This window comes from Streptomyces sp. NPDC048417 (assembly GCF_040651615.1).
Classification (GTDB): domain Bacteria; phylum Actinomycetota; class Actinomycetes; order Streptomycetales; family Streptomycetaceae; genus Streptomyces.
This window is the reverse complement of record NZ_JBEZKI010000019.1, coordinates 135,311-161,372: the sequence shown is the minus strand read 5'-3', so window position 1 is coordinate 161,372 and position 26,062 is coordinate 135,311. Positions and strand designations below refer to the sequence as shown.

The window sequence follows — 26,062 nt, the reverse complement described above, 5'->3', positions numbered from 1 at the left end:
GTGTCGCGCCTGCCGTCGTCTGACTTTGAGAGGACGACGAGTGCCCCACGCGAATGCGCCCCTGAGCGTCGAGGGCCGTAGGCGGCTCGTGAAGCGGTGCCAGACACGTCCCATATCGCCCACGTCGCCGCTGAGATGGGCATCTCCCGCGCATGCGCCAGCAAGTGGGTAAATCGCTGGCGGCTCCACGGTGATGCGGGATTGCACGACCGGCCGTCGAGCCCGCACCGGAGTCCGAAAGCGACACCAGCATGGGTCATCGAGCAGATCGAGTCCTGGCGCCGCGAGCACAAGTGGTCCGCGCAACGGATTAGCGACGAACTTGTGAGCATCGGTTTTGTGATCGACCGGCGGACTGTCAGTCGACACCTGACCCGGCTCGGCCTCGGCAGACGCCGCTTCATCGACCCAGGCGGTGAGAGTAACCGGAAGCCGGGGAAGATCACCGCTCGCTGGCCCGGACACATGGTGCACCTGGATGTGAAGAAGGTCGGCCGGATCCCTGATGGCGGCGGGTGGCGGATCCACGGCCGGGACAGCGATCAGGCCAAGGTCGCTAGTCGGGCGAAGTCAGCCGGGGCGAAGCGTGGCTACGTCTACCTGCACTCCGTCGTCGATGGTTTCTCACGGCTCGCCTACACAGAACCGCTGGGCGATGAGAAGGGCGCGACAGCTGCTGTTTTCCTCGCCCGGGCGAAGGTCTGGTTCGCCGCCCACGGCATCAAACACATCTACCGGGTCGTCACCGACATTGGCGCTTGCTACCGCTCCGGCGACTTCGCTCGCATCGTCGGGCATGGCACCCGGCATCAGAGAACCAAGTCATACACACCTCGGCACAACGGGAAAGTGGAGCGCTACCAGCGCATCAAGGAGCTGTACGAGCGCCGCGAGGCGGAGCAGAGGGAGCGTGAGTCAGCGGGAAGTCAACCGGCTGGCGGAGATCCTCTCGGACCCGGAGAACTCGGACCGGACAGCTGAGGATCTCGCACAGCTGGTGATGGACGAGCTGGACAGCATGCGAGCCGCTACGCATCGTCTGGCAGTCGTCGGACAAGCCGGCGGGTTCCCCGGCGGCGTTGCGCCGTACGGCTACCGCATTCAGGACAAGGGTAAGAAGGGGGCGTCCAAGCTTGTTCTGGTGGTATCGGGCAAGAACCTGCGTGAGGCGGCCAGGCATCTGAATGCCGAAGGCCTTCGGACTCGGGCTGGAAAGCTCTGTCGGGCGGTGCGTGGACGGGCCGTACGACCGCGTCCACTACCGCAAGCGGCTGGGCTGAAGAGCGATGCGGGGGGAACCGGCGCGCTCAGCCGTCCGGCCACCAGGTGCGTGCGATGTCCTTGCGCACCTCAGGGCGTCCGGCGGGGCGCTCGTCGGCCTCCTCGCGGATCCGGCGGCTGTCCGTCCTCTTCAGGGGCTTCTGCACGGTTGTGCGGCGCATGGCTGCCTCCTTCAGTGCCTACCGAGATCCGTGGTGTCACGGAGGTAGACCCTTTCGGCGAGAGTTCCTCATCGGTGCCGGTCTGTCAGTGGTCGCTGTCACACGGACCGAGTGTCAGTGGCGGGTGTCACGCTGGGGGCATGACGAACGAGAGTGACCGGAGAGTTGCGGCGAGTGTCGACTGGGATGCGCAGGCCGCCACCTTCGACGCCGAACCGGATCATGGGCTGGGCCGGCCCGAGGTGCGCGCGGCCTGGGCGGAGCGGCTCCGCACGTGGCTGCCCGGACACCCTGCCGACCTGCTCGACCTCGGCTGCGGCACCGGCAGCCTGGCCCTCCTCGCCGCCGAACAGGGCCATCACGTCACCGGGGTCGACAGCTCCACGGCGATGCTGGAGCGGGCCCGTGCCAAGCTCGCCGGCCGTGACGCGGTGTTCCTCCTCGGCGACGCGGCGGCACCACCGGTGGGCGAGCGGCTCTTCGACACCGTGCTCGTACGGCATGTGCTGTGGGCGCTGCCCGACCCCGCACGCGTGCTGCGGCACTGGCGGGGCCTGCTGCGTCCCGGAGGGCGGTTCGTGCTGGTGGAGGGGGTGTGGGGGACCGTGACCCCGGTCGGCATACCCGCCGACCGGCTCACCGCCCTCCTGGCGCCGCTCGCCGCGGACGTGCGGGTGGAGCGGCTGTCGGCGCGGGCGGTGCTGTGGGGCAAGGAGGTGGACGACGAGCGGTACGCGCTGGTGGCGACGGTGTGAGGGGGTGCCTCAGGACAGCAGGGCGGTGAAGTCCGGCTCGCGGGCCAGCGTCTCCAGCGCGTCGAGCGCGGCGACGGCGGCCGCGGCGGCCTCCGGGTCCCGTGCCGCCAGCCCGCTCTCGGCGAACTCGTCCTCGTCCAGCCGGCGGACGTCCGTGCCGTCGGCGGACCGCCACAGGTCCAGGTCGAGGTCCTCGACGACCAGCTCGTCGCCGGTGAGCGTCGCGGGGCGGGTGACGTCGCAGTACCAGCCCTTCAGCGTGCCGTCGGCGGCGCGGACCTCCTTGACCGCGTACCAGCGGTCGCGCCAGTAGAACTCGGTGAAGACATCACCCTGTTCGAAGCGGACGAAGCCGAAGTCGCGGGCCACGTCACCGGCCCACGGTGCGCGGACGGCGATCCGGATGCCGTCGTCGTGCAGCAGCTCGGCGGGGTAACGGATCTTCGTGCGGCCCGCCTTGAGCAGGATGACGTCCACCGTGGCCGTCGGCTCAGCCGAGTTCGCGGACATGTCTGACCTCCGTCGCGCAGATGTCGTACCCGAACCACTTGTTGATCGCCAGCATCGGGCCGTTGCCGCTGTCGTTGCCCGTGAACGCCTCCGTGCAGCCGGCGGCGCGGGCGCGGTGCAGGGAGTCGTTCTTGGCGAGCTTGGCCAGGCCCCGGCCGCGGAAGGCGCGGGCCGTGCCGGTCATGACGGTGCCATAGCGGCTGCCGCCGTCGGTGCGCGCCGCGCTGAACGCCGCCGGGCGGCCGTCCACCAGGACGACCGAGGTCAGCTGGTGGCTGAACAGCGGATGCCGCCAGGTCCCGTCCAGCCAGGCCTCGTAATCGGCGAACTCGGTGTCGATGTCGCTGGGTTCGTCCAGCGTCGTCTCCGCGTCGAGGGCGAAGAGCGGACGCGGGTCGTCGGCGAAGTCGGCGGCGGTACGGAGCTCGACGCCGGGGGGCGGGGTCCGCAGCGGAGGGAGTGCGCCGTGCGCGAGGTCGAGGCGGAGGAAGTGGGCGGAGCGGCTCGCCGTGTAACCGCGGCGCTCGGCGAAGGCCCGGTTGGACGGGGTGTCCAGGACCCAGGTGTACGACACGGTCGCGTCGACGTCCGACAGGTGCGCCTCCGCCGTACGGACGAGCAGGCTGCCGGCGCCCCGGCCGGTGCGCTCCGGATGCACGTACACGTTGGCGAAGCCCTGGCCCGGCTCGGTGCTCTCGTGGGCGAGGCCGACCTGGGCCGTGCCGATGATCTCGCCGTCCTCCTCCGCGACCAGCTGACGGAAACGGGCGTCGGGGTGGGTGTGCGTCAGGTCGTGGACCAGGGACTCCGGAGTGAACAACATGAAGGGGAGGGCCAGCCGCCGGACCCGGGCAAAGCCTTCGGCATCCGACCGGGCGTCGGGGCGCAGATCGCGCACGATCACTGTCATGGGGCGCACGCTATGTGGGGGCGAGTGCAGGATGCCTCTCATTTTCCGGCGGGTACGGGAGAATCGGGCCGTGACTCTGAAGATCCGCATCGATGACAGCGCGCCGCCGTACGAGCAGGTAAGGGCGCAGATTTCCGAGCAGGCGCGGGGCGGGGTGCTGCCGGTGGGGTACCGGCTGCCGACGGTGCGGGGGCTGGCCGAGGCGCTGGGCCTCGCGGTGAACACGGTGGCCAAGGCGTACCGGGCGCTGGAGACGGACGGGGTGATCGAGACGCGGGGGCGCAACGGAACGTTCGTCGCTGCCGCTGGGTCGGCCGCCGAGCGTGAGGCGTCGTCGGCCGCACAGGCGTACGTGGAGCGGGTACGCCGGCTGGGGTTGGACGAGAAGAAGGCGCTGGCCGCGGTGCGGGACGCCCTGCGGGCGGCCTACGGGGGGTAGGGGGTTTCGGGCTTCGGCTGGGCAGGGCTCGGCACCGCCGAGAGGCGCCGCGGCGGCTGATCGCCGTTGCGGCGGAAAAGAATTCAAGCGGCGGGAAAGAAGAGAGCGGCGGGGGAGAGGGGAGCGGAGGGGCAGAGGGGAGCGGCGGGGCAGAGGGGAGCGGAGGGGCAGAGGGGAGCGGGGAGGGAGAGGGGAGCGGGGAGGGAGAGGGGAGCGGAGGGGAGAAGAGAGCGGGGAGGGAGAGGGAAGCGGCGGGGCAGAGGGGAGCGGGGAGGGAGAGGGAAGCGGCGGGGCAGAGGGGAGCTGGGAGGGAGAGGGGAGTGGTGGGGAGAAGAGAGCGGCGGGGCAGAGGGGAGTGGTGGGGAGACGGATGGGGCGGTGGGAAGTGAAGTGGCGGGGGAAGTGATCAACCGCTGGTGGCCAGCTGCGGCGTTCGCGTCACCGGCAACCCCGCCCTCTGCGCGGCCCTCCCGAACACCGCCGCGTCCCGCACCGCCGCTCCGCCCGGGTCGTTGTTGAAGTACGCGTAGATGTCGGCCTTCCTGGGACAGGCCGTGGCGATGCGGTCGGCCCAGGTCTCCAGGGAGCGGCGGCCGTAGCGGGGCCAGGGGGCGGCCCGGCCCTCGTGGAAGCGGACGTAGGCCCAGTCGGTGGTACGCCACAGGGGGGTCATGGGGTGGGCCTGGATGTCGGACCAGCACAGGGCCGCGCCCCGGGACTCCAGGACCTCGCGGGTCTCCCGCGTCCACCAGGAGTCATGGCGGGGTTCCACCGCCACCCTCGTACCGCGCGGGAAGCACGCCAGACAGGCGTCCAGCAGGGCCGGGTCGGCCTTGAGGGTCGGCGGGAGCTGGAGGAGGACCGGGCCCAGCCGGTCGCCCAGGCCCGCCGCGTGGGTCATCAGACGGTCGACCGGTTCGGCGGGATCCTTCAGGCGTTTGATGTGCGTGAGAAAGCGGCTCGCCTTGACCGCGATCACGAAGTCCGCGGGGACCCGCTCCCGCCAGGACTCGAAGTTCTCGCGGCTCGGCAGGCGGTAGAACGCGTTGTTCAGCTCGACGGTCGTGAAGTGCGCCGCGTACTCCTCCAGCCACCGGCGCACGGGCACGTCGGCCGGGTACAGGACGTTCCGCCAGTCCTTGTACTGCCAGCCCGAGGTCCCGACGAACAGGGGCATACCCCCATCAAAGCACTACAGGTACAGCCCCGCGTCCGCGTCCTCCCGGGCGCCCGGTACCGACGTCGGCGCAGTGCCCCGGCGCAGTGCGTACAGCTCCGCCAGGGTCGCTCCCTCGCGGCCCACGCCCTCTTCCGTGCCGAGCCAGTTCACCGCCTCGGGACGGGTCAGCGCGCCCACCTCGATACGGGCGAGGCAGCGGCCGGGGCGGACCACGGCGGGATGCAGGCGCTCCAGGTCCTCGTTGGTGGTGACGCCCACCAGGACGTTGCGGCCCTGGCCGAGCAGACCGTCGGTGAGGTTCAGCAGCCTCGACAGGGCCTGCCCCGCCGTGTGCTTGGCCTCGCCGCGGATCAGCTCGTCGCAGTCCTCAAGCAGGAGCAGCCGCCACCGGCCCTTGCCGGCGCTGTCCTCCTCGCCGATCGCGATGTCCATCAGATAACCGACGTCGGAGAAGAGGCGTTCGGGGTCCAGGACGCAGTCCACCTGGCACCAGTCCCGCCAGGAACGGGCCAGCGTGCGCAGGGCGGAGGTCTTGCCGGTGCCCGGCGGGCCGTGCAGGAGCAGGAGACGGCCGGCGATGTCCTCGGGCGTCGTCTTCATCAGGCGGTCCATCGCGTCCGCCACCGGTGCCGTGTAGTTGGCGCGGACGTCGTCCCAGGTACCGGCGGAGATCTGCCGGGTGGTGCGGTGCGGGCCGCGCCTGGGGGAGACGTACCAGAACCCCATGGTCACGTTGTCCGGCTGGGGCTCCGGCTCGTCCGCCGCGCCGTCCGTCGTCTCGTTCAGCACCTTCGTGGCCAGCTCGGCGGTGGTCGCGGTGACGGTGACGTCCGCGCCCCGGTTCCAGCGGGAGACCAGCAGCGTCCAGCCGTCGCCCTCCGCCAGCGTTGCGCTGCGGTCGTCGTCGCGGGCCACCCGCAGCACCCGCGCCCCCTTCGGCAGCAGGGTCGCCCCGGCGCGCACCCGGTCGATGTTGGCCGCGTGCGAGTACGGCTGCTCGCCCGTCGCGAAGCGGCCGAGGAACAGCGCGTCGACGACGTCGGACGGTGAGTCGGAGTCGTCGACGTTGAGCCGGATCGGCAGCGTCTCGTGCGGCTTGACAGACATGCCGCCATGATCCGACACCGGGGCCCGCCGCGCACCCGTTTTCCGAAGTGGGCGGAGAGTGTCGGGTGTGCGCCGAGCTTCCGGAGTATCCGGAGTGCCCCCCTGGCCCTGTTGCACGGCCGTCGATCCCGGATACCTGCCCCCCGGGGCGATTTCCGCCATTACTGTTGTCCTTGATGGGGCGTCATGAGTGGAATTCGGGGGCTCGGCGGTGGCGGCTCACCGCCCTGCTCGGTGTGGGCGTGGCCGCTCTCGCCCTGATCGTGACACTGATCAACACGCTGCCCGGGGGCGGCGGCAGCACCGCGGGTACGACCCGCGACGGCGACAAGGTGCACGGCACTCCGGCCACCCCGCCGGACACGACCGAGCCATACGTGGGCTGGGGCTTCACCCACACCCAGTACAGCGCCGACGAGGGCAGTACGACCGCCACCGACCGGGTCGAGAACCTGCTGGCCGAGGACGGCGGGCTGCCCCAGGACCAGGCCGTCATGGGCTGGGGCGCAGACAACCCCGAGCCGGTGAAGGGCCGTTACGACTTCGGCGCCCTGGACCGACGGGTCGACTTCATGCGCAGGTCGGGCGGCACCCCGGTGATCACCCTGTGCTGCTCGCCGGACTGGATGAAGGGCGGCAGGGCCGGTGCGAACCACACCGACTGGAGCCAGGCCGCCCTGGAGACCGCCCCCACCCCCGACCACTACCAGGACTACGCGAACCTCGCCGCGACCGTCGCCAGGCGCTATCCGGACGTCCGGCACTTCATCGTCTGGAACGAGTTCAAGGGCTTCTGGAACAACGACAAGGCCCGCTGGGACTACGAGGGCTACACCCGGCTCTACAACCTCGTCTACAAGGCGTTGAAGGCCGTGGACAAGGACATCATGGTCGGCGGGCCGTACCTGGTGATGGACAGCTTCGACCCGCGCCAGACCGAGAACGCCTCACCCACCCTCAAGGGCCCCTGGGGCGTCATGGACCAGCGGGTGGTCGACGCCTTCGACTACTGGAACACCCACAAGGCGGGCGCCGACTTCGTGGTCGTCGACGGGTCCAGCTACACCAACGACGACGACCTGCTGCCGAACGAGTTCGCCGCCACGGAGAAACTGACGTACGTCAGCGAGTGGGTGCGGAGGCAGACGCACGACCTGCCGCTGTGGTGGGCCGAGTACTACGTCGAGCCCGCCGACGGCGGTGACGAACGCGACGGCTGGACCGAACCGCACCGGGTCGCCGTCCAGGCCACCGGCATGATCGCCATGGTCAGGGGCGGCGCCGACTCCGGCTTCTACTGGAACCCGGAGGAGGAGAAGGGCGGCGGCTGCGCCGGCTGTCTGTGGACCACGACCGACGGCGCCGACGGGGGGCGGCAACTCCCCATGTACGACCTGGTGTCGAGGTTCGGGAAGGCGTTCCCGCCGGGGACCCGGTACGAGACCGTCTCCGTCGCCGAGGACGACGCGCCCAACGTGCGTGTCCTCGCCGGCGACAGGACCGTGCTCGTCGTCAACACCCTGGGCCGGACGATCAGCGCGCAGGTGGACGGGAAACGGTTCGACCTGTTGGGGTACGAGGTGAAGTGGCTCACCAGGTGAGCCGGGTGAGCCACTTCGACCCGCCTACTTGAGCGTCAGGAACCGCTGCGCCAGCGACGCCAGCAGCACCGCGAGCAGGGGCAGCGAGAACCAGAAGCTGCCCTGCAGCCGGCGCAGCCGACGTACCCCCGGCCGGACCGCGACCCGGACCACCTCGCGTGCCGTCAGCAGCAGGATCAGGGCCACGGCGGCGAGACCGCCGACCACCGACCACGGCGTCCAGGTGATCCGCGGCCCGATCGGCCCCGGATCCGGATCCTCCACCGCGCCCGCGGGCCGCGTCCGCAGCGCGTACATGGTCACGTCGTCGTTGACCAGGACCTTCGTCAGATCCTGCCGGTCGTCCAGGTTCTGGATCAGCCGGCTCTCCCAGGTCGCCGAGTAACCGGCGTCCATCTGCAGATAGACGACCTGACTCCTGTTGATCATCAGATACGAGTTCGGGCCGGCGTCCCTGAGCGCCTTGACCAGGCTCGACACCAGCACCGGGTCGGTCGGCGCCTGCGTCGGCACGTAGTCGACCCGCTCCATGTCCTTCGCGCCCCACGGAATCGCCGGGGTCACGTCGTTGACGGTGTCGTTGCTCAGCCACAGCAGCCGTACGGTCGGCTTGTCATGGGCGTAGACGTAGTCCATCGCGGCGACCTCGCCGGGCCGGACCCGCTCGAAGGACTCGTTGCCCCAACGGGCCACCAGGAAGCCGCCCATGAGCAGCAGTCCCACCAGCAGCGCGGCCATCGGGGCCAGGCTGACCCGGTCCTTCTCGTGCTCCTTCGCCGTGGCGCCGGTGCGCGGGAACAGGGCGAGAGCCGCCAGCAGGGCCGCGCCCGGCAGGGCGAACATGAAGACCCGCAGGGCCATCTCGCCGCCGTACGACTGTATGCCGAAGCCCAGGAACGGGACGAAGGTCAGGACCAGCAGGGACCGCTCGCGGTACTTGTGGAAGCGGCGGCGCCACCAGCCCCAGACGGCGAAGGCCATCATGCTGCCGGCCAGCAGGACCCGGACGTACAGAACCAGCTTGTGGGTCGAACTGCCGCCCTGGATACGGCCGGAGACCGAGGTCGAGACATTGCTGCCGACCCCGCCGACCCCGCCGAACAGGTCGTTGAAGTGACCCGACCAGTACGGCTCGGCCATGAAGCCCAGCCAGACGGCCGCGAGCACCCCGAACAGGAGGGGAAGGCCGCGCAGTTCGGACCTGCCGGCCAGGACCAGGGCCGCCAGCACGCCCAGCATCACGAACGGGGTCAGCTGGTGCGCCGGGACGGTCGCCGCGTACAGGCCGATCAACACCAGGAGCAGCACGGCCTGCTGGCGGCGGTTCGTCGGTTCGACCTCCGCCTCGCCCGGGCGGAACTTCGTCCAGATCACGTGCGGGGCACGGAACCAGACCAGCAGGATCGCCACGAACATCAGGTACAGGAGGTACGTGAAGCCCTGCGGGGAGAAGTAGTCCTGGCCGACCCAGCCGCACAGCACGAAGATCCAGATGCCGGTCCACTTCGCCCGCCAGCTCGCCCGGAGCGACCGTACGAGCAGGAACATCGGTGCCAGGTACGCGAGTTGGACGAGCGTCGGCCACCAGCGGATGACCTCGGTGAAGTCCGTGACCCCGCACGCCCGGCCGATGAAGGCCGCCGCCGCGAAGAAGCCAGGCCAGCTCCAGCGGGCGTCCAGGTCGGGTACGGCCGACCCGGTGCGGTCGATGTAGTCGATGAACCCGAGGTGCTGCCAGGCCGTCGGGAAGCGGGGTTCCGTCTCGATCACGGCGGGCAGCGCGTGCAGCGACACGACCGTCGCCAGCAGGGTGACCAGGAGCAGCACCCTGTGCTCCCGGCGCAGCCAGAGCAGCGCGGCGAACACCGTGACCAGCAGCGCCGCCCCGACCAGCGTCGGCAGCGGCAGCACCGAGATCAGCCCGAGCCCGCCCATCCGGTCCAGGTCGGCGTCGTCGAGCCGGGCGGCCGGCACCCAGTAGAGCAGGAGGGCGGCGACCAGCAGACAGCCGAGGACGACTCCCTGGCGGGTCGGGACCAGCCGCTCGCGCAGCGACAGCGCGGGCTCCGCCGCCGGTTCCTCCGCAGGCTCGGCCGGCGCTGGTTCTTCCTCCGGTACGACCGCCTCCCCGAACGGCGCGTCGACCTCCGCCTCCTTCAGCAGCGAGGCCTCGGCCGGTCCGAGCGAGGCCTCCGCGCCCGGCTCCCTCTCCGCCACCGGCAACCCCGGGTTCCGCGGTGGCCGCAGCGCCCGGGTGGGCCGGTCGTCCGGCAGGACGACGGGCGTGCCCGTGGGCGGGGTTCCCGGACCCGGGCGGACGTCCGGCCGCCGCTCCACGTGGTCGAAGTCCACATGGATGCCGAGGGCGAGCGTGTCGGTGTCCAGCGCCCAGGCCGGGCCCCGCCTGCGCGGTGCCGCGGTGGTGGCCGGGACCATGGGGGTCCCCCCGCGCGAGCGAAGCCGAGCGTGGGGGAGTGTCCCCAGGTCGGCGAGGTCTCCGTCCGGTGCCGCGTCCTCCGGGATGTCGGCCGGGGCCGCCCGGAGCGTCCGCCACAGTTTGGGCGCCGCGATCGTCACGATCACCGCGAGGCTGGAGATCTCGGCCACGCCCGCGCCGGTCAGCCCCATCCGGGGCAGGAGCAGCAGGGTCAGTCCGAGCACCAGCACACACAGCAGGCCCTGCAGCCAGGCCAGTCCGGCGGTGCGGCTCTGGGCGCGCAGCACCGCGAAGTACGTCTCCATCACGACCCTGAGCAGCGCGCCGACCGCGAACCAGCGCAGCAGCGGGGTCGCGGCGTCCGCGTAGCCCGTGCCGAACACACCGAGGATCCAGGGCGCCCCGAAGAACAGCAGCGAGCAGATGGGGATCATGATCCGGGCCATCCGCCGCAGCGCGGCCCGGGTGTTGGCGGCCAGCCGGGCCGGGTCGTGCGAGCCCTCGACGGTCAGCGAGGCGCCCATGTTGATGGCGAGCAGATTGGTGGTGCCGCCGATGGTGGTGGTGATGTAGAAGTACGCGTTGTCCTCGGAGCTGACCTGCGAGGCGATGATCACCGGGATCAGGTAGACCACGGCGAGGGAGAACAGCGAACCGGTGTAGTCGCCGGCCAGGAACCTGCCGATCTCCTTCAGGGTGGGCGGCTTGGCGTGCTCCTCGGTCGCCTTGACGTGCCGGGGCACCAGGCGCCGGAACACCAGCCAGCCCAGTGGTACGACCGAGGTGGCGATGGCGGCGACCCAGGAGACGAAGACGCCGGTCAGCGGGATCGCCACCGAGAAGGCGACCAGCAGACCCAGCTTGACCGCCGAGAACACGGTGTTGCCCACCGGCACCCAGGGCGCGTTGCGCAGTCCGGTCAGCACGCCGTCCTGGAGCGTGAGCACGTTCCAGGCGATCACCGCCACGACGAACCCGAGCCCGTTGACCGGCCCGTGCAGGAAGCGGTACGACGGCCCCCACATCCCGAGGGTCATCAGGAAGACGCCGGCCGCCATCGCCACGATCAGCGAACTGCCCGCGTAGGTACGGAAGATGAGCTGTCCGGTGCGGCGTCCGGCCACCGGGATGAAGCGGGCCAGCGCGCCGGTCAGGGTGACCGCGGTCAGCCCGGCGAGGAACTTCATGGCGGCGATCGCGGCGGAGCCCTGGCCGACCGCCGACTCGGAGTAGTAGCGGGCCGCCGCCAGCCAGAAGCCCAGGCCCAGCACGGCGGAGATGCCGGTGTTGAGCATGAGCGCGTAGGCGTTCCGGAAGAGCGGGCTGCCGCCGGACGAGCTGCCTCTGCCGGGCAGCCGAAGGCGACGCCCCGACTGCTCGGGCGCCGCTGTGTCGTGGGTCGTGGCCTCGGTTGTGGTGGTCGTCGTGTCAGACACGGGAACGGATGGCCTTCCGGCGGACCTGGCGGGCTCTGCGGAGAACGGCGTACCCCTTGGTGAGGGCACGGTCCTTGGCGAAGGTGCGGGCGATCGCACGGCCTTCGAGCAGCTGTGCGAACTCCGTGGCGTCCGTGCTGCGGCGCACCGTGACGCGGTGCAGCGCGTACGGACCCTGGCGGCGGCGGGCGAGGCCGTTCTCGACGGCGAGCGCCTGGGCGTATCCGGTGTCCCGCACGGCCTGCCGGACCCGGCGGCTGGAGTAGCCGTACGGGTAGGCGAACGAGGCCGGATCGGTGCCCAGTTGCTCGGCGACGATGTCCCGGCACCGCACCAGCTCCTCGTGCAGCCGGTCGTCGGCCAGCTGGTCGAGCTGCGGATGGGTGTGGCTGTGCCCGCCGATCTCGCAGCCGGCGCCGGCGAGTTCGCGCACCTGGTCCCAGTCGAGCATGGCGTCCAGGCCGCCTCCGGTGTCGTACGCGCCCCTGATCCAGCCCGTCGAGACGAACAGGGTGGACGCGAAACCGTGCTTGGCGAGGACGGGCAGGGCGTGCCGGTGCACGCCCTCGTAGCCGTCGTCGAAGGTGATCAGGACGGGCCGGTCGGGGAGCGGGCCGCCCGATCGCCAACCCGCGGCCAGGTCGGCCGTGCTGACGGGGGTCAGGCCCAGGTCGTCGATGAGTGCCATCTGCTCGGCGAACGCCTCCGGGGCCACCGACAGCGCGCGGGTGGCCTCGTTCGGCGCGGTCGCGACCGAGTGGTACATGAGGATCGGCACCGGTGTCTCAGCCATGAGGTCCCCCCTCCGCCACGGTCATGAGATCCCCCTCGATCGCGGCGACGGTGAAGGTCGCCCCGCCCCGCCGCGCCCGCACGCTCCCCACCACGTAGCCGCCCGCCGCCGTCAGTACCCCGGTGACGATCGCCCCGGCCCGGCCGGCGCCCCCCGGCCGGCCCAGGAGTGCGTCCCGCAGGCCACGAGCGACCCCCGCGGGCAGCACACGTGTGGTGTACCGGCGTTCGGACTCGAGTCCCTTGCCGGCGCCCACACTCCGGGCGACCAGGGCCTTGGAGAGGCCCTCGGCGTAGGCGCGGGTGCGGAAGTAGCCGAAGTGCTCACGGGCCTGCGGCACCCGGTGGTGGATCACCGCGCGGTCGTCGATGAGCAGCACGGCGTCCGGGCGGGCCCGGCTGAGCCGGATGCACAACTCGGTCTCCTCGCAGCCCAGCGGGCGCTTGTCGCCGTCGCGTCCGATGCCGGTGGCGAAGCCGCCTGCCGCGTCGAACGCCGTACGCCGGAAAGAAGCGTTTCCGCCGAGGACGTTCCGGACCCGGACCCGGCCCGGTGGCAGCCCCCGGTAGGTGCAGCCGACCACCCAGTCGAACTCCTCCGGGAACCAGTGCGGGCGGCGGCCGGAGGCCCAGACGGGCATGGTCCGGCCGCCGACCGCCATCACCTTCGGGTCGGCGTACCCCTCGGCGAAGCGGCGCAGCCAGTCCCGTTCGGCCACGGCGTCGTCGTCGAGGAAGGCGATCACCTCGCCGTAGGAGCAGGCGATACCGGTGTTGCGGCCCGCGGACAGGCCGCGGGGGCCCGCGTTGGCGAGCACCCGCACCTGAGTGGCCTCCTTGTACTCCTTCGTGAGCCGTTCCAGGAGCGCCGGGTTGTGGTCGACGACCAGCAGGGTCTCCAGCGCCGGATTCGACTGGGCGCGTACCGAGGCGACCGCCGCGCGGATGTCCTCCCAGCGGTCCTCGGTGTACACGCAGATCACGACGGAGATGTCGGGATCGCTCAAGACGACTCTCCCCGGCCCGTGGTGAGCATCGGGGAGTGCCGCACCCGCCGGCGCAGCGCACGCCGGTTGGAGCGCTCTCCGAGGATCACCTTGAGGACCCGGAACCCGTCCCGCACGGCGCGCAGATTGCTGGTGCCGTGGATGCGGAGGTACTCGTAGCTGGGTATCTCCTGGACCTTCAGGCCCGCCTTGACCACCCGGACGTTGATCAGGGTCTCGATCTCGAAGCCGGTGCAGTCGAGGTCGATCTTGTCGAGGCAGTGCCGCCAGAAGGCGTTGTACCCGTAGCAGAGGTCGGTGTAGCGGGCGCCGAACTTGCGGTTGACGATCGTGCACAGCGCCCAGTTGCCGAGCTTGCGGATGAAGGTCATGTCGTCCGTGCCGCCGCCGTTGGCGAAGCGCGAGCCCTTGGCGAAGTCGGCGCCCGAGACCAGGGCGGAGACGTACGACACGATCTCGTGGCCGTCGGCCGAGCCGTCCGCGTCCACCATGACGATGATGTCGCCGGTGCATGCCTCGAACCCGGTGATCAGGGCGTCCCCCTTGCCCTTGCCACTCTGTTCGACGACTTTCACGCCGGGCCACAACTCGCGGGCCACTTCCACGGTGTCGTCGGTGGAATTGCCGTCCACAAGGACCACTTCGTGTATCCAGCCGGGAAGTGTCTTGAAGACGTAGGGGAGATTCTCCGCCTCATTCATGGCCGGGATCACCACGCTCACCGGCGGTGTGATCGCGAGGTGAGAGGAGATCGGCCGGTATTCCATTAACGGACCTTGGCCCGAAGACGGTGTGCGCAGAACAGAACTCATGAGTCTTGTCCCTCTCGTCCGGTGGACCGCCCGCCCCTGGGCGGCCCGCTTCTGTGTCCGGTTCGAAAGGGGGGTTCTCACCCGTGGCACGGAAAATGGATCTCCGTATCCGCAGGTGAGCTGGCAAAGCTGCCCGGTCTGCCGGAAAACGGCAGCCGGTCGCGCGGCACGACTCGGAAACGACAGTGTCACACGAGAAACGACAGTGGTCATTGCGGTCACCGAGCACGGCACCCCCCTACCGCGCCCCGCTCCGGAACATCGCGGTCCTTGAGCCCTCCCCTAGAGCCGCTTGATGACGATCCGATGCGGGTGAGATGTACGACGGTATTGATGATTGGACCAGTATGGCAAGGCCTGGAAGTGGGCCTCACGTTTTTGTTGGTTTGGCCGTTACGAAACTTTGGCCGACCTTGTTCTTCAACTCGAACGGGTATTCCCGGTCCGTCGGGATGTGTGTTTGAGAATGCGTTCCACTGGTCGCAGTCGTACCAGCAGAAGCAGCAGAATGCTGAACGCGGTCACGGCGACGACTCCGCCGCGCCAGGACCAGCGGTGGGTGGCGATCATGCCCTGTGCGATCAGCATGTCCAGGGCGACCGCGCCCGCCAGCGCGGTGAGCACCCGGGCGAACGGGTCGAACCCGCGCAGCGCCAGACCGATCGCCGCGGCCGGCGCGGCGATCAGGAAGAGCAGCGTCAACGGGCCGCGCAGTGGCGAGCCCGAGTCGGTCAGTGCGAGCAGTGCACCGGTCCCGGCGACGGCCGTGGCGGCCCCCGCGAGCAGGGGTCCCAGGTCCCTCCCCGGTCCTGGTCCCGGCCGTGCCCGTTCGTCCGCTGTTGATGATGTCTTGACCCGTATGGTCTGCATGGCCGACTTTGCCCCCCAAGGCGTCGGATGCCGGGCTTCAATGTCGCGCAGACGAACGGGGAGCGTCAAGCGGGTCTCCGGACATGACCGTTCCCCGGAGGCGCCTGTTGTCTCCGGGGAACAAGTCGCTCGATTCCGGTGCGTACCGGTGATCGGTTACGGCACGAGCTTCAGGAGCTTGTTCGGCGAGCCGGTGCCCACGCTGGTGAGCACGTTGGACGTCGCTCCGTTGACCAGTGCCGTGGCGACCTGGGCCGGGGTGGCCGAGGTGTGGCCCGCGAGGTATACGGCGGCCGCCCCTGCCACGTGCGGGGTGGCCATCGAGGTGCCCGACAGGGTGGCGGTGGCGGTGTCGCTGGTGTTGTAGCCCGCCGTGATGGAGGAGCCGGGCGCGAAGACGTCCAGGACCGAGCCGTAGTTGGAGTAGCTGGCCCGGGCGTCGGAGCTGGTGGTGGCGCCGACCGTGATCGCGGTCGCGACCCGGGCCGGGGAGTACGAGGAGGCGCTGGCGCTGCTGTTGCCGGCCGCGATCGCGTAGGTCACCCCGCTGGCTATGGAGTTGGCGACCGCGGTGTCGAGTGAGGTGGAGGCCGAGCCGCCGAGCGACATGTTGGCGACCGCCGGGGTGGTGTGGTTCGAGGTCACCCAGTCGATGCCCGCGATCACGCCGGCCGTGGTGCCCGACCCGCTGTTGTCCAGCACCCGCACCGCCACGATGCTGGCCTTCTTGGCCACACCGTAGGTCGACCCCGCGATGGTGGTGGCCACATGGGTGCCGTGGCCGTTGCCGTCGGAGGCGGTGGTGTCGCCGTCGACCGCGTCATAGCCGTAGGACGCACGTCCGCTGATCTGGGTGTGGGTGATGCGCACACCGGTGTCGATCACATAGGCGGTCACCCCACTGCCCGCGGTGTCCGGGTAGGTGTAGGTGCCGGACAGTGGAAGGCTCGCCTGGTCGATGCGGTCCAGGCCCCAAGGGGCGCTGGACTGGGTGGTGTCGGTGAGGTGGACCGTCTGGTCCTGCTCGACCGCGGCCACCGACGGGTCGGCGGCGAGTCTCGCGGCCTGGCTCGCCGAGAGCTTGGCGGAGTAGCCGTTCAGCGCCTTGCCGAACGTCTTGCTGACCGCGCCGCCGTACTCCTTGATCAGGCCCTTGCCCTCGGTCGAGGAGGCCTTGAAGCCGGCGCTGTTCTTCAGGGTGACGATGTAGCTGCCCTTGACGGCCGTGGGGGAGCCGGCGTGCAGCACCCTGCCGGTGGCGGGTGCGGCCTGGGCGGGGAGTGCGGTGAGTCCGCCGACGAGGGCGGCGGCCGCCACGGTGGTGACGGCGGCGAACCGCAGCTTCTGGGTACGCAGATGTGCCATTACGAGGGAGTCCTCCTCAGGCAGCGCGCGTCCGGGTCGGGCGCGCGCGGATGTGGGGGTGTGCGCGCGGCTTCGCGCACACGGCCCTGGAGCGTCGCGTTCCGCTCCCGGACCGAGTAAAGAATCGGTTTTCCCGAGGCAAAGAACAAGGGAGTTGACGACCTGTCACAGAGCTGTCATGGACACGCAATCAAACGCACCGGTAACGCACAGGATCGGTCCGGTGAGGGCTGGTTGAGGCCCTGAAAAGTTTTGGCATGGACACTTCCCGTCAACACGCGTAGTTGGTACGACAGTTGTGGCAGAGATCCTGCTAAAGGGAGGTTCCATGAGACGTTCCCGAATTACGGCATACGTGACTTCACTCCTCCTCGCCACCGGCCTCACTCTCGCCGGGGCCGCAACCGAAGCGCAGGCCGCGACCGGCGGCTATGTGGCGCTCGGCGACTCGTATTCGTCCGGCGTCGGCGCCGGCAGCTACATCAGCTCAAGTGGCAGCTGCGACCGCAGCACGAACGCCTACCCCTACCTGTGGAACGCCGCGCACGGCCCGTCCTCGTTCTCGTTCCTCGCCTGCTCGGGCGCGACCACGGGTGACGTGCTCTCCGGCCAGCTCGGCACGCTCAGCTCCTCGACCGCCCTGGTCTCGATCACCATCGGCGGCAACGACGCGGGCTTCGCCGATGTCATGACGACCTGTGTGATCAGCTCCGACAGCACCTGCCTGTCCCGGATCAACACCGCCGAGGCCTACGTCGACTCCACACTCCCCGGCAAGCTCGACGACGTGTACGACGCCATCAGCGCCAAGGCCCCCAACGCCAGGGTCGTCGTCCTCGGCTACCCCCGCTTCTACAAGCTGGGCACCACCTGCCTCGGCCTCTCCGCGACCAAGCGCTCTGCCATCAACAACGCCGCCGACTACATCGACGCCGCGATCGCCAAGCGCGCGGCCGACCACGGCTTCGTCTTCGGCGACATCCGCACCACGTTCTCCGGCCACGAGATCTGCTCCAGCAGCTCCTGGCTGCACAGCGTCAACTGGCTGGACATCGGCGAGTCCTACCACCCCACCGCGGCCGGCCACTCCGGCGGCTACCTGCCGGTCCTGACCAGCGACGCGTGACCATCGGCCCGTCAGCGGCAGCTTGCCGGTACTCAGGACGAGCTTGAAGGTGACGGCGAAGAGGAGGCCCCGCCGGTCGGGGTCTCCGTCGTTTTGGTGCAGGTCACCGAGAACGGCACCGAGTCGGACGTACCCGTCACCGGGCTGCGCACCTCGACGGCGATCGCGTCATTGAGCGTCCCGCTGTCGGACCAGGTCGTCACGGTCACCCCGGTCTGCCGGGTCTTCCCGCCGCCGTCCGGGAAGGACAGCGTCTTCCACCCCTGGTCGTCGAGCGACCCCTTCTTCAGCACCCAGCGGTACTGCACCTCCGCCGGCACGCTCCCGACCGTGAACGTCGCCGTGAAGGCGGGGGCCTGCGCGGTCGACGGCGGACAGCTCCCCGAGTAGTCGGTGCGGGATCCTGCCACGCCGACCTTCACACTCTGCGCGGGCGCGCTGCTGCTCGCGGACGGCGACGGGGACTTGGTCTCCTTGCCGCTGCTCCGGCTCGGCGCCGGGGAGTTGAGGTTACTGGCCGACTGGCTGGGGCCGGCGTTGTTGTCACCGTTCCCGTCGCCGCGGTTGAGCAGGACGTACGTCAGCCCGCCCAGCGCGAGGACGACCAGCACCAGGCCGACGATCAGCAGTACCCCGGCACTCCGGGTGCCGTCGCGGCCGGAAGCGGGCGGCCGGGCGTCCGTGGGAGTGGGCAACGGCGGTGTGGAGGACGGCGGTTGCTGCTGGTGGGCGACGCGGGTCGGGGCGTCGTACCGCCCCGGGATCGGGACGGTGGCGGCGGTGGGGGGCGTGCCCCCGAAGGAAGGGGTACCGCCTGCCGCGACCGACCGCAGGTCCTGCTCGGCCTGCTCGGCCGACAGCCGGTCGGCCGGGTCCTTGCGGAGCAGCCCCTCGATGACCGGGGTGAGCGGCCCCGCCCGGTACGGCGGCGGCAACTCCTCGTCCACCACGGCACGGAGCGTGTTCAGCGGGGTGTCCAGCCGGAACGGGGAGGTGCCCTCCACCGCCGCGTACAGCAGCACCCCGAGCGACCAGAGGTCCGACTCGGGGCCGAAGGCCCGCCCCAACGCCCGTTCCGGGGCGAGGAACTCGGGTGAGCCGATCACCTCACCGGTCATGGTCAGCGCCGAGCTGCCCTCGACGGTGGCGATCCCGAAGTCGGTGAGGACCACCCGTCCGTCGTTCGACAGCAGCACGTTGGCCGGCTTCACATCCCGGTGCAGCACCCCGGCGGCGTGCGCGGCCCGCAACGCGGACAGCACCTCGGCGCCGATGCCCGCGGCCCGCTGCGGGGACATCGGGCCCTCGCTGTCCAGTACGTCGGCGAGGGACACCCCGCGGATCAACTCCATGACGATCCAGGGCCGTCCGCCCTCCATCGCCACGTCGTACACCGTCACCACGTTGCGGTTCGCGACCCGGGCCGCGGCCCAGGCCTCGCGCTCCAGACGGGCGTACATCCGCTCGACGTCGGGGCCGGGCAGCCCGGCCGGCGCCCGCACCTCCTTGACGGCGACCTCGCGGCCCAGCACCTCGTCGCGGGCCCGCCACACGGTGCCCATGCCGCCCTCGCCGAGCGGGGACAACAGTCTGTAGCGGCCCGCGATCACTCGCTCACGGCCCGGCTCTTCGGTCACGGGTGCTCCCCACGGCAGCTCGCGCTGATTCATCACAAACGTAACTCAGAGCAGTGCGGATGCGGCGCCCTTGAGTACCAATCCGGCGCCCAGGGCCACGACCACGAGCGCCGAGGCGAGCGGGGTGGTCCTGCGGACCAGTGTGACCATGGGATGGGTGGTCCAACGAGGGCGTTTGTCCAACACCCGAGTCATTCCCGTACCCAGCTTGACGACGGCGAACCCGGCGGCGGTCAGGGTCAGCGCGAGACCGACGCCGTACGCGACGACCAGAAGCAGCCCGAACCAGGCCTGCCCGAGGGCGGCGGCACCGACGAGCACGACCACGGCGGAGGGGCTGGGGACCAGGCCCCCGGCGAAGCCGAGGAGGATGGTGCCGCGGAGGGTGGGGGCCGTGGAGTGGGTGTGCGTGAAGCCGCCGTGACTGTGCGGCACGTCGGTGTGACCGCTCTCGGGGGCTGCGCTTCCTGACCCCCCTTCGGTCTGAACGGCCTCGTCCTCAATCGCCGAACGGGCTGTGCGGGGTGCGGACCGGCCGTCGGCCTCGGCCGTCGTGGCGGCGAACGCAGGTGCCTGGGCGTCGTGACCGTGGCTGTGACCGTCGGCGTGGCTGTGGTCGTGGCCATGGCTGTGAGAAGGACTGTGGCCGTGGTCGTGCGTGTGCACATGACCGTGCTCGTGTGCGTGACTGTCGCCGTGCTCGTGTGCGTGACTGTCGCCGTGGCCGTGGCCGTGGCCGTGGCCGTGGCCGTGAGACGGGCTGTGGTCGTGGCCGTGGTCGTGCGACGGGCTGTGGTCGTGGCCGTGGGACGGGCCGTCGTGCGTGCGGGCGTGTACGTGGCCCTGCTCGTGTGCTCCGACCAGCGCGAGCTCGCGCTTCTCGGCCGCCGCGTGCGCGTGTTCATGCGCGTGGTCGTGCGCGTGGTCATGGCCGTGGGCGTGTGCCTGCTGGTGGGCCCTGTTCCACCACGCCCTCCGGGTCAGGTTCGCGCCCGCCGCCAGCACCATGAGGCCGCTGGCGATGCCCAGCCACGCGATCACCGACGGCGTCGCCGCCGAGCCCGCCGTGACCAGGACGCCCAGGGCCACCACGCCCAGCGTGTGGGTGACCGTGACCGACGCGGCCAGCGGGAGGACGTCGCGGAGGCGGGCGCGGCCGCCGCGGGCCGCCGCCGTCGCCGCCATCAGGGTCTTGCCGTGGCCCGGCGCCAGCGCGTGCATCGCGCCGAGGCCGATCGCGATGAACAGCGCGAGCGCCGCGAAGCCGACGGTGAGGTGGTTGCGGGCGACCAGGTCGGTGAGGGCCTGGGTCCAGTGGTCGACGCCCCGGGGGAGGATCGCGGCGCCCGGGGCGTCCTGCCGTTCCTCGGCGAGGGCCGGCCCGCCCGGACGCACGCGCACGGCGGCGGTCGTGATGTCCGCCGGGGAGGAGAGCAGGTCCTTGGGGTAGCTGGTGAGTTCGTGGGAGACGGACGTCTTCGGTACGTCCGTCCTCGGCAGCGTCATCCGGTCGCCGCGCGCCGTGATCTCCCGCCAGCCGGGACCGGTGTCGGTCCCCGCGCTGTGGAAGGAGAGAGCGGCCGTGCTGCCCTTGGGGAGGGGTGCGGTGAACCGGCACTCCAGGCGGAGGGTGTTCAGACCGGCCTGCCCGGGACGCAGTTCGGCGTGGCTGGTCGCGACGGTGAGCGCGGTCGCCCTGCCGTCGACGGTGAGTGCGCTGCCGTCGGCCGCCGTCGCGCAGCGCTGCTCGGCCCATCTGGTCGTGCCCAGCCGCTTCAGGTCGGGCTTGGCCTGGGTCGCCGGGATCTCGGCCAGGTCCTCGACATGGTCGACGCGGAGCTGTCCGGGGGCGGCGACGAGACCGTCGTACTTGTTGACGGTGAAGTTGCCGAGCGGGTGGGCGCTCGCGGCCGTGGCCGGCAGCAGCGTGAGGCCGCAGGCCATGACGAAGAGGGCGGCGGCGCGGCGGAGGTTCACTTCGAGGCCTCCAGCGCCTTACGGGCCGTACGGGCACCCAGCGGGGAGAAGCCGGGGTTGAGCTTGAGGGCCTTGGTGAGGGCGGCCCGGCCGGCCGCCTTGTCGCCGTCGGCCAACTCGATCATGCCCAGGTGGTAGCTGAAGGAGGCGTTGCGGTAGCCGGTGGCGGTGGCCCGGCGGGCATACGGCAGCGCTTCCTTGTCCTTCCCGTTCACGTGCAGCGCCCAGGCCAGTGCGTCCGCCGTGTGCACGGTGTGGCGGCGGGCCCACTCGGCGCGGGCGGCCTTCAGCGCCTCGGCCTTGTTGCCGTGGTCGGCGGCGGCGAGGGCGGTGTCGAGGTCGGCGTTGACGCCGTTGGCGCGGGCGAGCGCGATCCAGGCCTCGACGAGCGCGTACTGGTCCTCGGCCTTCGCCTTGTCGCCCTTGGCGTTCCGGTCCTCGTACAGCTCGCCGAGCTCCACGAGCGGTTGGGGCAGCGGGTAGCGGGAGACGACCAGTTCCATGCCCTTGATGGCGGCGGCCCGGTCGCCGCTCGCCGCCTGGGCGCGCGCCCGGCCCTCCAGCGCGGGCAGGTAGTTCTCGTCGGCGGCCAGCGCGCGGGCGTAGTAGTCGAGCGCGCTCTTGTAGTCGCCCTGGTTCCAGGCGAGCAGGCCGAGCTGCGCGGCCACGTAGGCGATGTCGCCCTTCGAGGTGGCCGTGGACAGCGCCTGCTGCAGCACCTGCCGGGCCATCTGCACGTCACCCCGCAACTCCCGCACATACGCGTACCGGGTGAACACCGGTACGCCCGGTTTGCGCTGGTCGGCCAGGTCGGCAGCCTTCGCCGCGTCGCCGTAGCGGCCGAGTTCGACCAGGGCGTCGATACGGGAGGACAGGGCGCCGGCGTTGTACGGGTTCTGCTTGAGGGCCCGGTCCGCGTAGGTGAGCGCCGGAGCGAACTGGTGCCGGGCGGCCGCCAGTGCGGCCTGGCCGGCCAGCGCCTGGTCGTTGTCCGGGGTGATGTGGAGCGCGCGCTCGAGGGCCTTCTCGGCCTGCGGGTAGCGGGACGGATCGCCCTTGGTGCGCGCCTGCTCGACATAGGCGAGGCCCAGGGTGGCCCAGCCGTCGGAGTCCTTCGGCTGGGTGCGGAGGTGGGCCTGGAGGGAGGCGATGCTGGTGTCGAGATCCCCGCTCGCGAGCAGCGCCGGTGACACGGCACTCGACGCGGCCATCGGCGTACCGCCGTCCTGCCCTGACGCCCCGAAGGCGATCGCCCCACCGGTCAGCGCGACGGCCAACAGCACTGCGGAGCCCGCGAGTCGGGCCCGCCGCCAGTTCCGCCCCGCGGCGGCGAAGCGGCGCAGGGCGGTGACCCGCTCGTCGTCCTTCGGCTCGGCGGGCTGCTTGTCGTTCGTACCCGGGGCCATGCCCTCTCCTACTCAGATGTCGCATGGGGTGGCGCGGCCCGCGCCGTGGGGGATTGAGTGGGTGCGGGCCGCGCCGGTACATGGGGGGCGATCTGCGCCCCTAAGGGGCGAGGGGAACTGCGCGACTGGCCCACGCCGGCCCGCAGTCACCCACCTGCCCCAGGCGCAGCGCTCAGTACGGTCGCTGCATCCGACGGCGCCACCAGCCGAACGCCGTACCGATCAGCAGCACGCCCGCCGCACCCGCGGCCGCGGAACCGGCGATCAGCGTCGTGTTGCTGCTGCTGTCGGAGCTGGTCAGGGCGTCACCCAGGGCGCTCTTCGTGCTGCTTCCGGCAGCCTTGGCGAGTGCTCCGCGGGAACCGGACGTCGGCTCGGCCACGTACGGGAAGTACTTCTCGAAGCCCTTGTCGTTCTTGTCGACCGCGTCGCCCAGGTCGTTCTTTGACCCGACCAGCTCGCCCTCGACGACCTGCAGCGCCTCGTCGATCACGTCGTCGGTGAGCCGGCGGCCGTTCGGGAAGCCCGCGTTGTCACCGTCCAGGACACCTAGCCGCTTGGGCTTGGCGGTGGGCTTGATGGACGTGTTCAGGCGGAGCATCTCCGACGGCGTCGCCTCCGGCTGCTCCGTGTTGAGGCCCTTGACGCCCGTGAGGAACACGCTGACGAGGTCGTTGCGGGGCTCGGACGGCGCCTTGATGTGGTAGATCGCCTCGATGAGCTTCGGGAGCTCCGGGTTGGTCACGTTCTTCAGGAACTGCGCGTCGTCCTTGGGCTGGGACGCGTTGAACTTGTCCTTGTCCTTCTGCGGGTTGACGACCTCGTTGACCAGCGGGTTGCCGAGGCGCGAGACCTGCGCGTAGTAGCCCTGCGCGTTCCTGCGCTGGGTCGTCGCGTAGATGCCGACGGTCGGACGCGACGCCGACTGCCGGATCAGGGAGTTCGGCACCTGGAGGGCGATCGTGTTGACGTTGTAGCCCTTGAGGGTGTCACGGCCGACCTCGGAGAGGTTGCCGCCGTACAGCAGGTCGAAGACGCGCAGGTCGGCGAAGAACGGGTCGTCCGCCTGCCCGGCGAAGGTCGCGCCGCCGTTCGACGTCTTGTAGATCGCCTGGGAGCGCAGCTTCGCGTAGTCCGGCATCGACGCCTTGCCGACGTCCGACGGGGCCGCCGGGATGTCGTCGGCGACCTTCGTCTTGTACTGCTCCTTGCCCTTCTTCAGCTTGATGAGGTCGATGTCGTAGGACTGCGTGACGTTCAGGTCGGGGTCGGTCAGGTTGTCGACCACCCCCGTGTTGTAGAGGAACGTCTTCTTGTTCTTGATCTGGGTGTGGAAGGTGTAGCGGAAGATCAGGTCGTCCAGCGCGTCACCGTTGTTGTCGATGTGGATGTCGTACTGGGCGTCGTCGGCGAACTGGTAGAAGTTCGGGCCGCCGGCCGGCTCCTCGAAGGGGATGTAGTCCGACACGATCGTCGTCGTGTCGGGCTTGTCCGGACTGACGAACGCGTACAGGTCGGTGTTGTCGTACTGGGGGGTGCCCGAGATGAGCGGGGCTTCCCGGTGGGAGGAGGCAGAGGCCGCTCCCGGTTCCAGCGCGGCGACGCTGGCGGCTGTGATCCCGCCGGTGGCCAGTGCCCCACAGATGAGCGAGACAAGGCCCTTGCGCCCCGCGCCACTCCTGGAGATTAGAGGTGTCATGCCGTCCGTCCCTCGGTCCCAACTTGCTTGACGGACGGGTATACGGAGCAGGAGGGCCGTTTGGATTGGTCCGAAGAAAAAAATCTTTTCTTCCTGCTCGACCCGCGTTTTTGCCTCCCGCATACGTACTTCTGCCGGAGGTGCGTCAGTTGCGAATGCCTGGTGTGGGAGGACGGGCCGGGTGCGGCCACAGAAGGGGGACCGGGGTGGAGGCGGACGAACTGCTGGTGCTCGTCGCGGCCGGCGACCAGAAGGCGTTCGAGGACCTCTACGGACTGGTGTCCGGTCCGGTGTTCGGGCTCGTACGACGCCTGGTCCGCGACCCCGCCCAGTCCGAGGAGGTGGCCCAGGAGGTACTCCTCGAACTCTGGCGCTCCGCACCCAAGTTCGACCCGGGCCGCGGCAGTGCCCTCTCCTGGATCCTCACCCTCGCCCACCGCCGAGCCGTGGACCGGGTGCGCAGCGCCCGCGCGGCCGGCGAACGCGAACAGCGCGAGGCGCTGCGCGCGGGCGAACCGGCCTTCGACCAGGTCGCCGAGGAGGTGGAGGCCGGCCTGGAGCGCGAATGGGTACGCCGCTGCCTGGACCGACTCACCGCCCTCCAGCGCCAGTCGGTCACCCTCGCCTACTACGACGGCTACACGTACCGTGAGGTGGCCGAGCGTCTCGAACTGCCGCTGGGCACGGTCAAGACACGGATGCGTGACGGACTCACCCGGCTGCGCGACTGCCTGGGAGGTGCCGCATGAGCCTGGTCGGCCGGCTGCTGCACCGCGAGGACCTGCACTCGCTGGCCGCGCCCTATGCCCTGGACGCCCTGGAGCCCGGTGAACGGCGCCGCTTCGAGAAGCACCTCAAGGACTGCGACCGGTGTGCCGCCGAGGTCCGGGCGCTGACCGAGGACGCGGTACGACTGGCCTGGTCCACGGCCGCCCCGCCGCCCCTCGCGATGCGCGACCGGGTCCTGGCCGCCGTACGCGCCACCCCGCAGGCGCCGGCCCCCGCCCGCGAGCACGTCCCCAATCTGCCGCCGCATGTCTGGGGCGGGCAGCCCCCGCCGCCGCGCAGACGGCAGCGCCCCCTGTTCGTGCCGTTCGCCACCGCCACCGCGGCCGCCGCGCTGGTCGTCGCCTCCCTCTTCGCGGTGCAGGCCGGCCGGACCCAGGACCAACTGGACGCGGAGCGAGCCCAGTCGCGTGAGATCGCCCACGTTCTGGCCGCGACCGACGCCCGTGCGACCAGCGGCAAGGACCCCCAGGGGCGAAGTATCGGAGCGGTGGTCTCCGCATCCCAGGGGCAGGCCGTCGTCACGCTGAGCGGATACGGCACCCTGTCGAAGGGACGCGTGCACCAGCTCTGGCTGATGCGCCCCCGTGCGCAACCGCGCTCCCTCGGGCTTTTCAAGGCCGACACGCCCTTGGTCGCCACGGGCCTCGACAAGTCAGCCACGTCACTCGCCGTAACCGTCGAGCCCGCGGGCGGCTCGGCGCAGCCCACCAGCCAGCCGGTTGTCCAACTCGCCCTGAAATCGGTCGGATTCGGAGAGTAGTCGAA

21 protein-coding genes and 1 pseudogene are annotated in these 26,062 nt (G+C 70.6%); 7 read left to right on the top strand and 15 right to left on the bottom strand.

Annotated features, from left to right (window positions below; all coding sequences use genetic code 11):
* Positions 1-40: 40 nt before the first annotated feature.
* Positions 41-870: pseudogene (locus tag AB0D59_RS28955) on the top strand (IS481 family transposase); the annotation flags it as partial.
* Between the two features lie 437 nt (positions 871-1,307).
* On the opposite strand, the gene AB0D59_RS28950 reads toward AB0D59_RS28955, so the two are convergent.
* Complete coding sequence (locus tag AB0D59_RS28950; RefSeq protein WP_089102986.1) at positions 1,308-1,442, bottom strand: hypothetical protein; 135 nt, start codon at positions 1,440-1,442, stop codon at positions 1,308-1,310.
* A gap of 140 nt (positions 1,443-1,582) precedes the next feature.
* Here AB0D59_RS28950 and AB0D59_RS28945 point away from each other — a divergent pair, with 140 nt between their 5' ends.
* Entirely contained in the window at positions 1,583-2,197 is a 615-nt protein-coding gene (locus tag AB0D59_RS28945) for a class I SAM-dependent methyltransferase (RefSeq protein WP_362571304.1), read from the top strand.
* Positions 2,198-2,206: 9 nt separating this feature from the next.
* On the opposite strand, the gene AB0D59_RS28940 is transcribed toward AB0D59_RS28945, so the two are convergent.
* Together AB0D59_RS28940 and AB0D59_RS28935 are read right to left on the bottom strand one after the other, a co-directional pair.
* Complete coding sequence (locus AB0D59_RS28940; RefSeq protein ID WP_362571301.1) at positions 2,207-2,707, bottom strand: DUF402 domain-containing protein; 501 nt, start codon at positions 2,705-2,707, stop codon at positions 2,207-2,209.
* Positions 2,688-3,617: a GNAT family N-acetyltransferase gene (locus tag AB0D59_RS28935; RefSeq protein ID WP_362571298.1), complete on the bottom strand. Its 930-nt coding sequence runs from the start codon at positions 3,615-3,617 to the stop codon at positions 2,688-2,690. Before AB0D59_RS28935 ends, AB0D59_RS28940 begins: the two co-directional genes overlap by 20 nt.
* Before the next feature lie 70 nt (positions 3,618-3,687).
* Between AB0D59_RS28935 and AB0D59_RS28930 the strand changes: the two genes are divergently transcribed.
* On the top strand, positions 3,688-4,056 hold the full coding sequence (locus AB0D59_RS28930) for a GntR family transcriptional regulator (RefSeq protein ID WP_362571295.1): 369 nt from the start codon (positions 3,688-3,690) through the stop codon (positions 4,054-4,056).
* Positions 4,057-4,462: 406 nt separating this feature from the next.
* On the opposite strand, the gene AB0D59_RS28925 is transcribed toward AB0D59_RS28930, so the two are convergent.
* Complete coding sequence (locus AB0D59_RS28925) at positions 4,463-5,233, bottom strand: DUF72 domain-containing protein (RefSeq protein ID WP_362571292.1); 771 nt, start codon at positions 5,231-5,233, stop codon at positions 4,463-4,465.
* Between the two features lie 15 nt (positions 5,234-5,248).
* Entirely contained in the window at positions 5,249-6,343 is a 1,095-nt protein-coding gene (locus tag AB0D59_RS28920) for a DUF5925 domain-containing protein (protein ID WP_362571289.1), read from the bottom strand.
* A gap of 176 nt (positions 6,344-6,519) precedes the next feature.
* Here AB0D59_RS28920 and AB0D59_RS28915 point away from each other — a divergent pair, with 176 nt between their 5' ends.
* Positions 6,520-7,944 (top strand): xylan 1,4-beta-xylosidase, encoded by a 1,425-nt coding sequence (locus AB0D59_RS28915; RefSeq protein ID WP_362571287.1) that lies wholly within the window; start codon positions 6,520-6,522, stop codon positions 7,942-7,944.
* Positions 7,945-7,968: 24 nt separating this feature from the next.
* Here AB0D59_RS28915 and AB0D59_RS28910 read toward each other — a convergent pair whose 3' ends face one another.
* The 6 genes from AB0D59_RS28910 to AB0D59_RS28885 all read right to left on the bottom strand — a co-directional run bounded on the left by AB0D59_RS28910 (position 7,969) and on the right by AB0D59_RS28885 (position 16,663).
* Positions 7,969-11,817 (bottom strand): lipopolysaccharide biosynthesis protein, encoded by a 3,849-nt coding sequence (locus tag AB0D59_RS28910; RefSeq protein WP_362571284.1) that lies wholly within the window; start codon positions 11,815-11,817, stop codon positions 7,969-7,971.
* Positions 11,810-12,610 (bottom strand): polysaccharide deacetylase family protein, encoded by an 801-nt coding sequence (locus tag AB0D59_RS28905; RefSeq protein WP_362571281.1) that lies wholly within the window; start codon positions 12,608-12,610, stop codon positions 11,810-11,812. Before AB0D59_RS28905 ends, AB0D59_RS28910 begins: the two co-directional genes overlap by 8 nt.
* On the bottom strand, positions 12,603-13,616 hold the full coding sequence (locus tag AB0D59_RS28900; RefSeq protein WP_362571278.1) for a glycosyltransferase family 2 protein: 1,014 nt from the start codon (positions 13,614-13,616) through the stop codon (positions 12,603-12,605). The genes AB0D59_RS28905 and AB0D59_RS28900 overlap by 8 nt, the downstream gene beginning before the upstream one ends.
* Positions 13,613-14,428 carry a glycosyltransferase family 2 protein gene (locus AB0D59_RS28895; RefSeq protein WP_362571275.1) on the bottom strand — a complete coding sequence of 272 codons (816 nt, stop codon included), beginning with the start codon at positions 14,426-14,428 and terminating at the stop codon, positions 13,613-13,615. Before AB0D59_RS28895 ends, AB0D59_RS28900 begins: the two co-directional genes overlap by 4 nt.
* Positions 14,429-14,848: 420 nt before the next feature.
* A complete protein-coding gene (locus AB0D59_RS28890; RefSeq protein WP_362571272.1) occupies positions 14,849-15,298 on the bottom strand; it encodes a hypothetical protein in 450 nt (149 codons plus the stop codon).
* 156 nt (positions 15,299-15,454) lie between these two features.
* A complete protein-coding gene (locus AB0D59_RS28885; RefSeq protein ID WP_362571269.1) occupies positions 15,455-16,663 on the bottom strand; it encodes a S8 family peptidase in 1,209 nt (402 codons plus the stop codon).
* 328 nt (positions 16,664-16,991) lie between these two features.
* On the opposite strand from AB0D59_RS28885, the gene AB0D59_RS28880 reads away from it, so the two are divergent.
* Entirely contained in the window at positions 16,992-17,789 is a 798-nt protein-coding gene (locus AB0D59_RS28880) for an SGNH/GDSL hydrolase family protein (RefSeq protein WP_362571266.1), read from the top strand.
* Positions 17,790-17,821: 32 nt separating this feature from the next.
* On the opposite strand, the gene AB0D59_RS28875 is transcribed toward AB0D59_RS28880, so the two are convergent.
* The 4 genes from AB0D59_RS28875 to AB0D59_RS28860 all read right to left on the bottom strand — a co-directional run bounded on the left by AB0D59_RS28875 (position 17,822) and on the right by AB0D59_RS28860 (position 24,508).
* Entirely contained in the window at positions 17,822-19,426 is a 1,605-nt protein-coding gene (locus tag AB0D59_RS28875; RefSeq protein WP_362571264.1) for a serine/threonine-protein kinase, read from the bottom strand.
* A gap of 45 nt (positions 19,427-19,471) precedes the next feature.
* Complete coding sequence (locus tag AB0D59_RS28870; protein ID WP_362571462.1) at positions 19,472-21,370, bottom strand: nickel transporter; 1,899 nt, start codon at positions 21,368-21,370, stop codon at positions 19,472-19,474.
* 29 nt (positions 21,371-21,399) lie between these two features.
* Entirely contained in the window at positions 21,400-22,809 is a 1,410-nt protein-coding gene (locus tag AB0D59_RS28865) for a tetratricopeptide repeat protein (RefSeq protein ID WP_362571261.1), read from the bottom strand.
* A 172-nt stretch (positions 22,810-22,981) separates the two neighbouring features.
* Positions 22,982-24,508, bottom strand: a complete 1,527-nt coding sequence (locus AB0D59_RS28860; protein ID WP_362571258.1) for a DUF4331 domain-containing protein — start codon at positions 24,506-24,508, stop codon at positions 22,982-22,984.
* Between the two features lie 206 nt (positions 24,509-24,714).
* On the opposite strand from AB0D59_RS28860, the gene AB0D59_RS28855 reads away from it, so the two are divergent.
* Positions 24,715-25,257 (top strand): sigma-70 family RNA polymerase sigma factor, encoded by a 543-nt coding sequence (locus tag AB0D59_RS28855; RefSeq protein WP_362571255.1) that lies wholly within the window; start codon positions 24,715-24,717, stop codon positions 25,255-25,257.
* A complete protein-coding gene (locus tag AB0D59_RS28850) occupies positions 25,254-26,057 on the top strand; it encodes an anti-sigma factor (RefSeq protein WP_362571252.1) in 804 nt (267 codons plus the stop codon). The genes AB0D59_RS28855 and AB0D59_RS28850 overlap by 4 nt, the downstream gene beginning before the upstream one ends.
* Positions 26,058-26,062: the final 5 nt, after the last annotated feature.

Excerpts from the sequence above, each read along its gene's own strand:
- AB0D59_RS28950 (WP_089102986.1), bottom strand. The coding sequence starts at position 1,442 with ATGCGCCGCACAACCGTGCAGAAGCCCCTGAAGAGGACGGACAGCCGC.
- AB0D59_RS28945 (WP_362571304.1), top strand. The coding sequence starts at position 1,583 with ATGACGAACGAGAGTGACCGGAGAGTTGCGGCGAGTGTCGACTGGGAT.
- AB0D59_RS28940 (WP_362571301.1), bottom strand. The coding sequence starts at position 2,707 with ATGTCCGCGAACTCGGCTGAGCCGACGGCCACGGTGGACGTCATCCTG.
- AB0D59_RS28935 (WP_362571298.1), bottom strand. The coding sequence starts at position 3,617 with ATGACAGTGATCGTGCGCGATCTGCGCCCCGACGCCCGGTCGGATGCC.
- AB0D59_RS28925 (WP_362571292.1), bottom strand. The coding sequence starts at position 5,233 with ATGCCCCTGTTCGTCGGGACCTCGGGCTGGCAGTACAAGGACTGGCGG.
- AB0D59_RS28920 (WP_362571289.1), bottom strand. The coding sequence starts at position 6,343 with ATGTCTGTCAAGCCGCACGAGACGCTGCCGATCCGGCTCAACGTCGAC.
- AB0D59_RS28915 (WP_362571287.1), top strand. The coding sequence starts at position 6,520 with ATGGGGCGTCATGAGTGGAATTCGGGGGCTCGGCGGTGGCGGCTCACC.
- AB0D59_RS28905 (WP_362571281.1), bottom strand. The coding sequence starts at position 12,610 with ATGGCTGAGACACCGGTGCCGATCCTCATGTACCACTCGGTCGCGACC.
- AB0D59_RS28895 (WP_362571275.1), bottom strand. The coding sequence starts at position 14,428 with ATGAGTTCTGTTCTGCGCACACCGTCTTCGGGCCAAGGTCCGTTAATG.
- AB0D59_RS28890 (WP_362571272.1), bottom strand. The coding sequence starts at position 15,298 with ATGCAGACCATACGGGTCAAGACATCATCAACAGCGGACGAACGGGCA.
- AB0D59_RS28885 (WP_362571269.1), bottom strand. The coding sequence starts at position 16,663 with ATGGCACATCTGCGTACCCAGAAGCTGCGGTTCGCCGCCGTCACCACC.
- AB0D59_RS28880 (WP_362571266.1), top strand. The coding sequence starts at position 16,992 with ATGAGACGTTCCCGAATTACGGCATACGTGACTTCACTCCTCCTCGCC.
- AB0D59_RS28870 (WP_362571462.1), bottom strand. The coding sequence starts at position 21,370 with ATGGCCTGCGGCCTCACGCTGCTGCCGGCCACGGCCGCGAGCGCCCAC.
- AB0D59_RS28865 (WP_362571261.1), bottom strand. The coding sequence starts at position 22,809 with ATGGCCCCGGGTACGAACGACAAGCAGCCCGCCGAGCCGAAGGACGAC.
- AB0D59_RS28860 (WP_362571258.1), bottom strand. The coding sequence starts at position 24,508 with ATGACACCTCTAATCTCCAGGAGTGGCGCGGGGCGCAAGGGCCTTGTC.
- AB0D59_RS28850 (WP_362571252.1), top strand. The coding sequence starts at position 25,254 with ATGAGCCTGGTCGGCCGGCTGCTGCACCGCGAGGACCTGCACTCGCTG.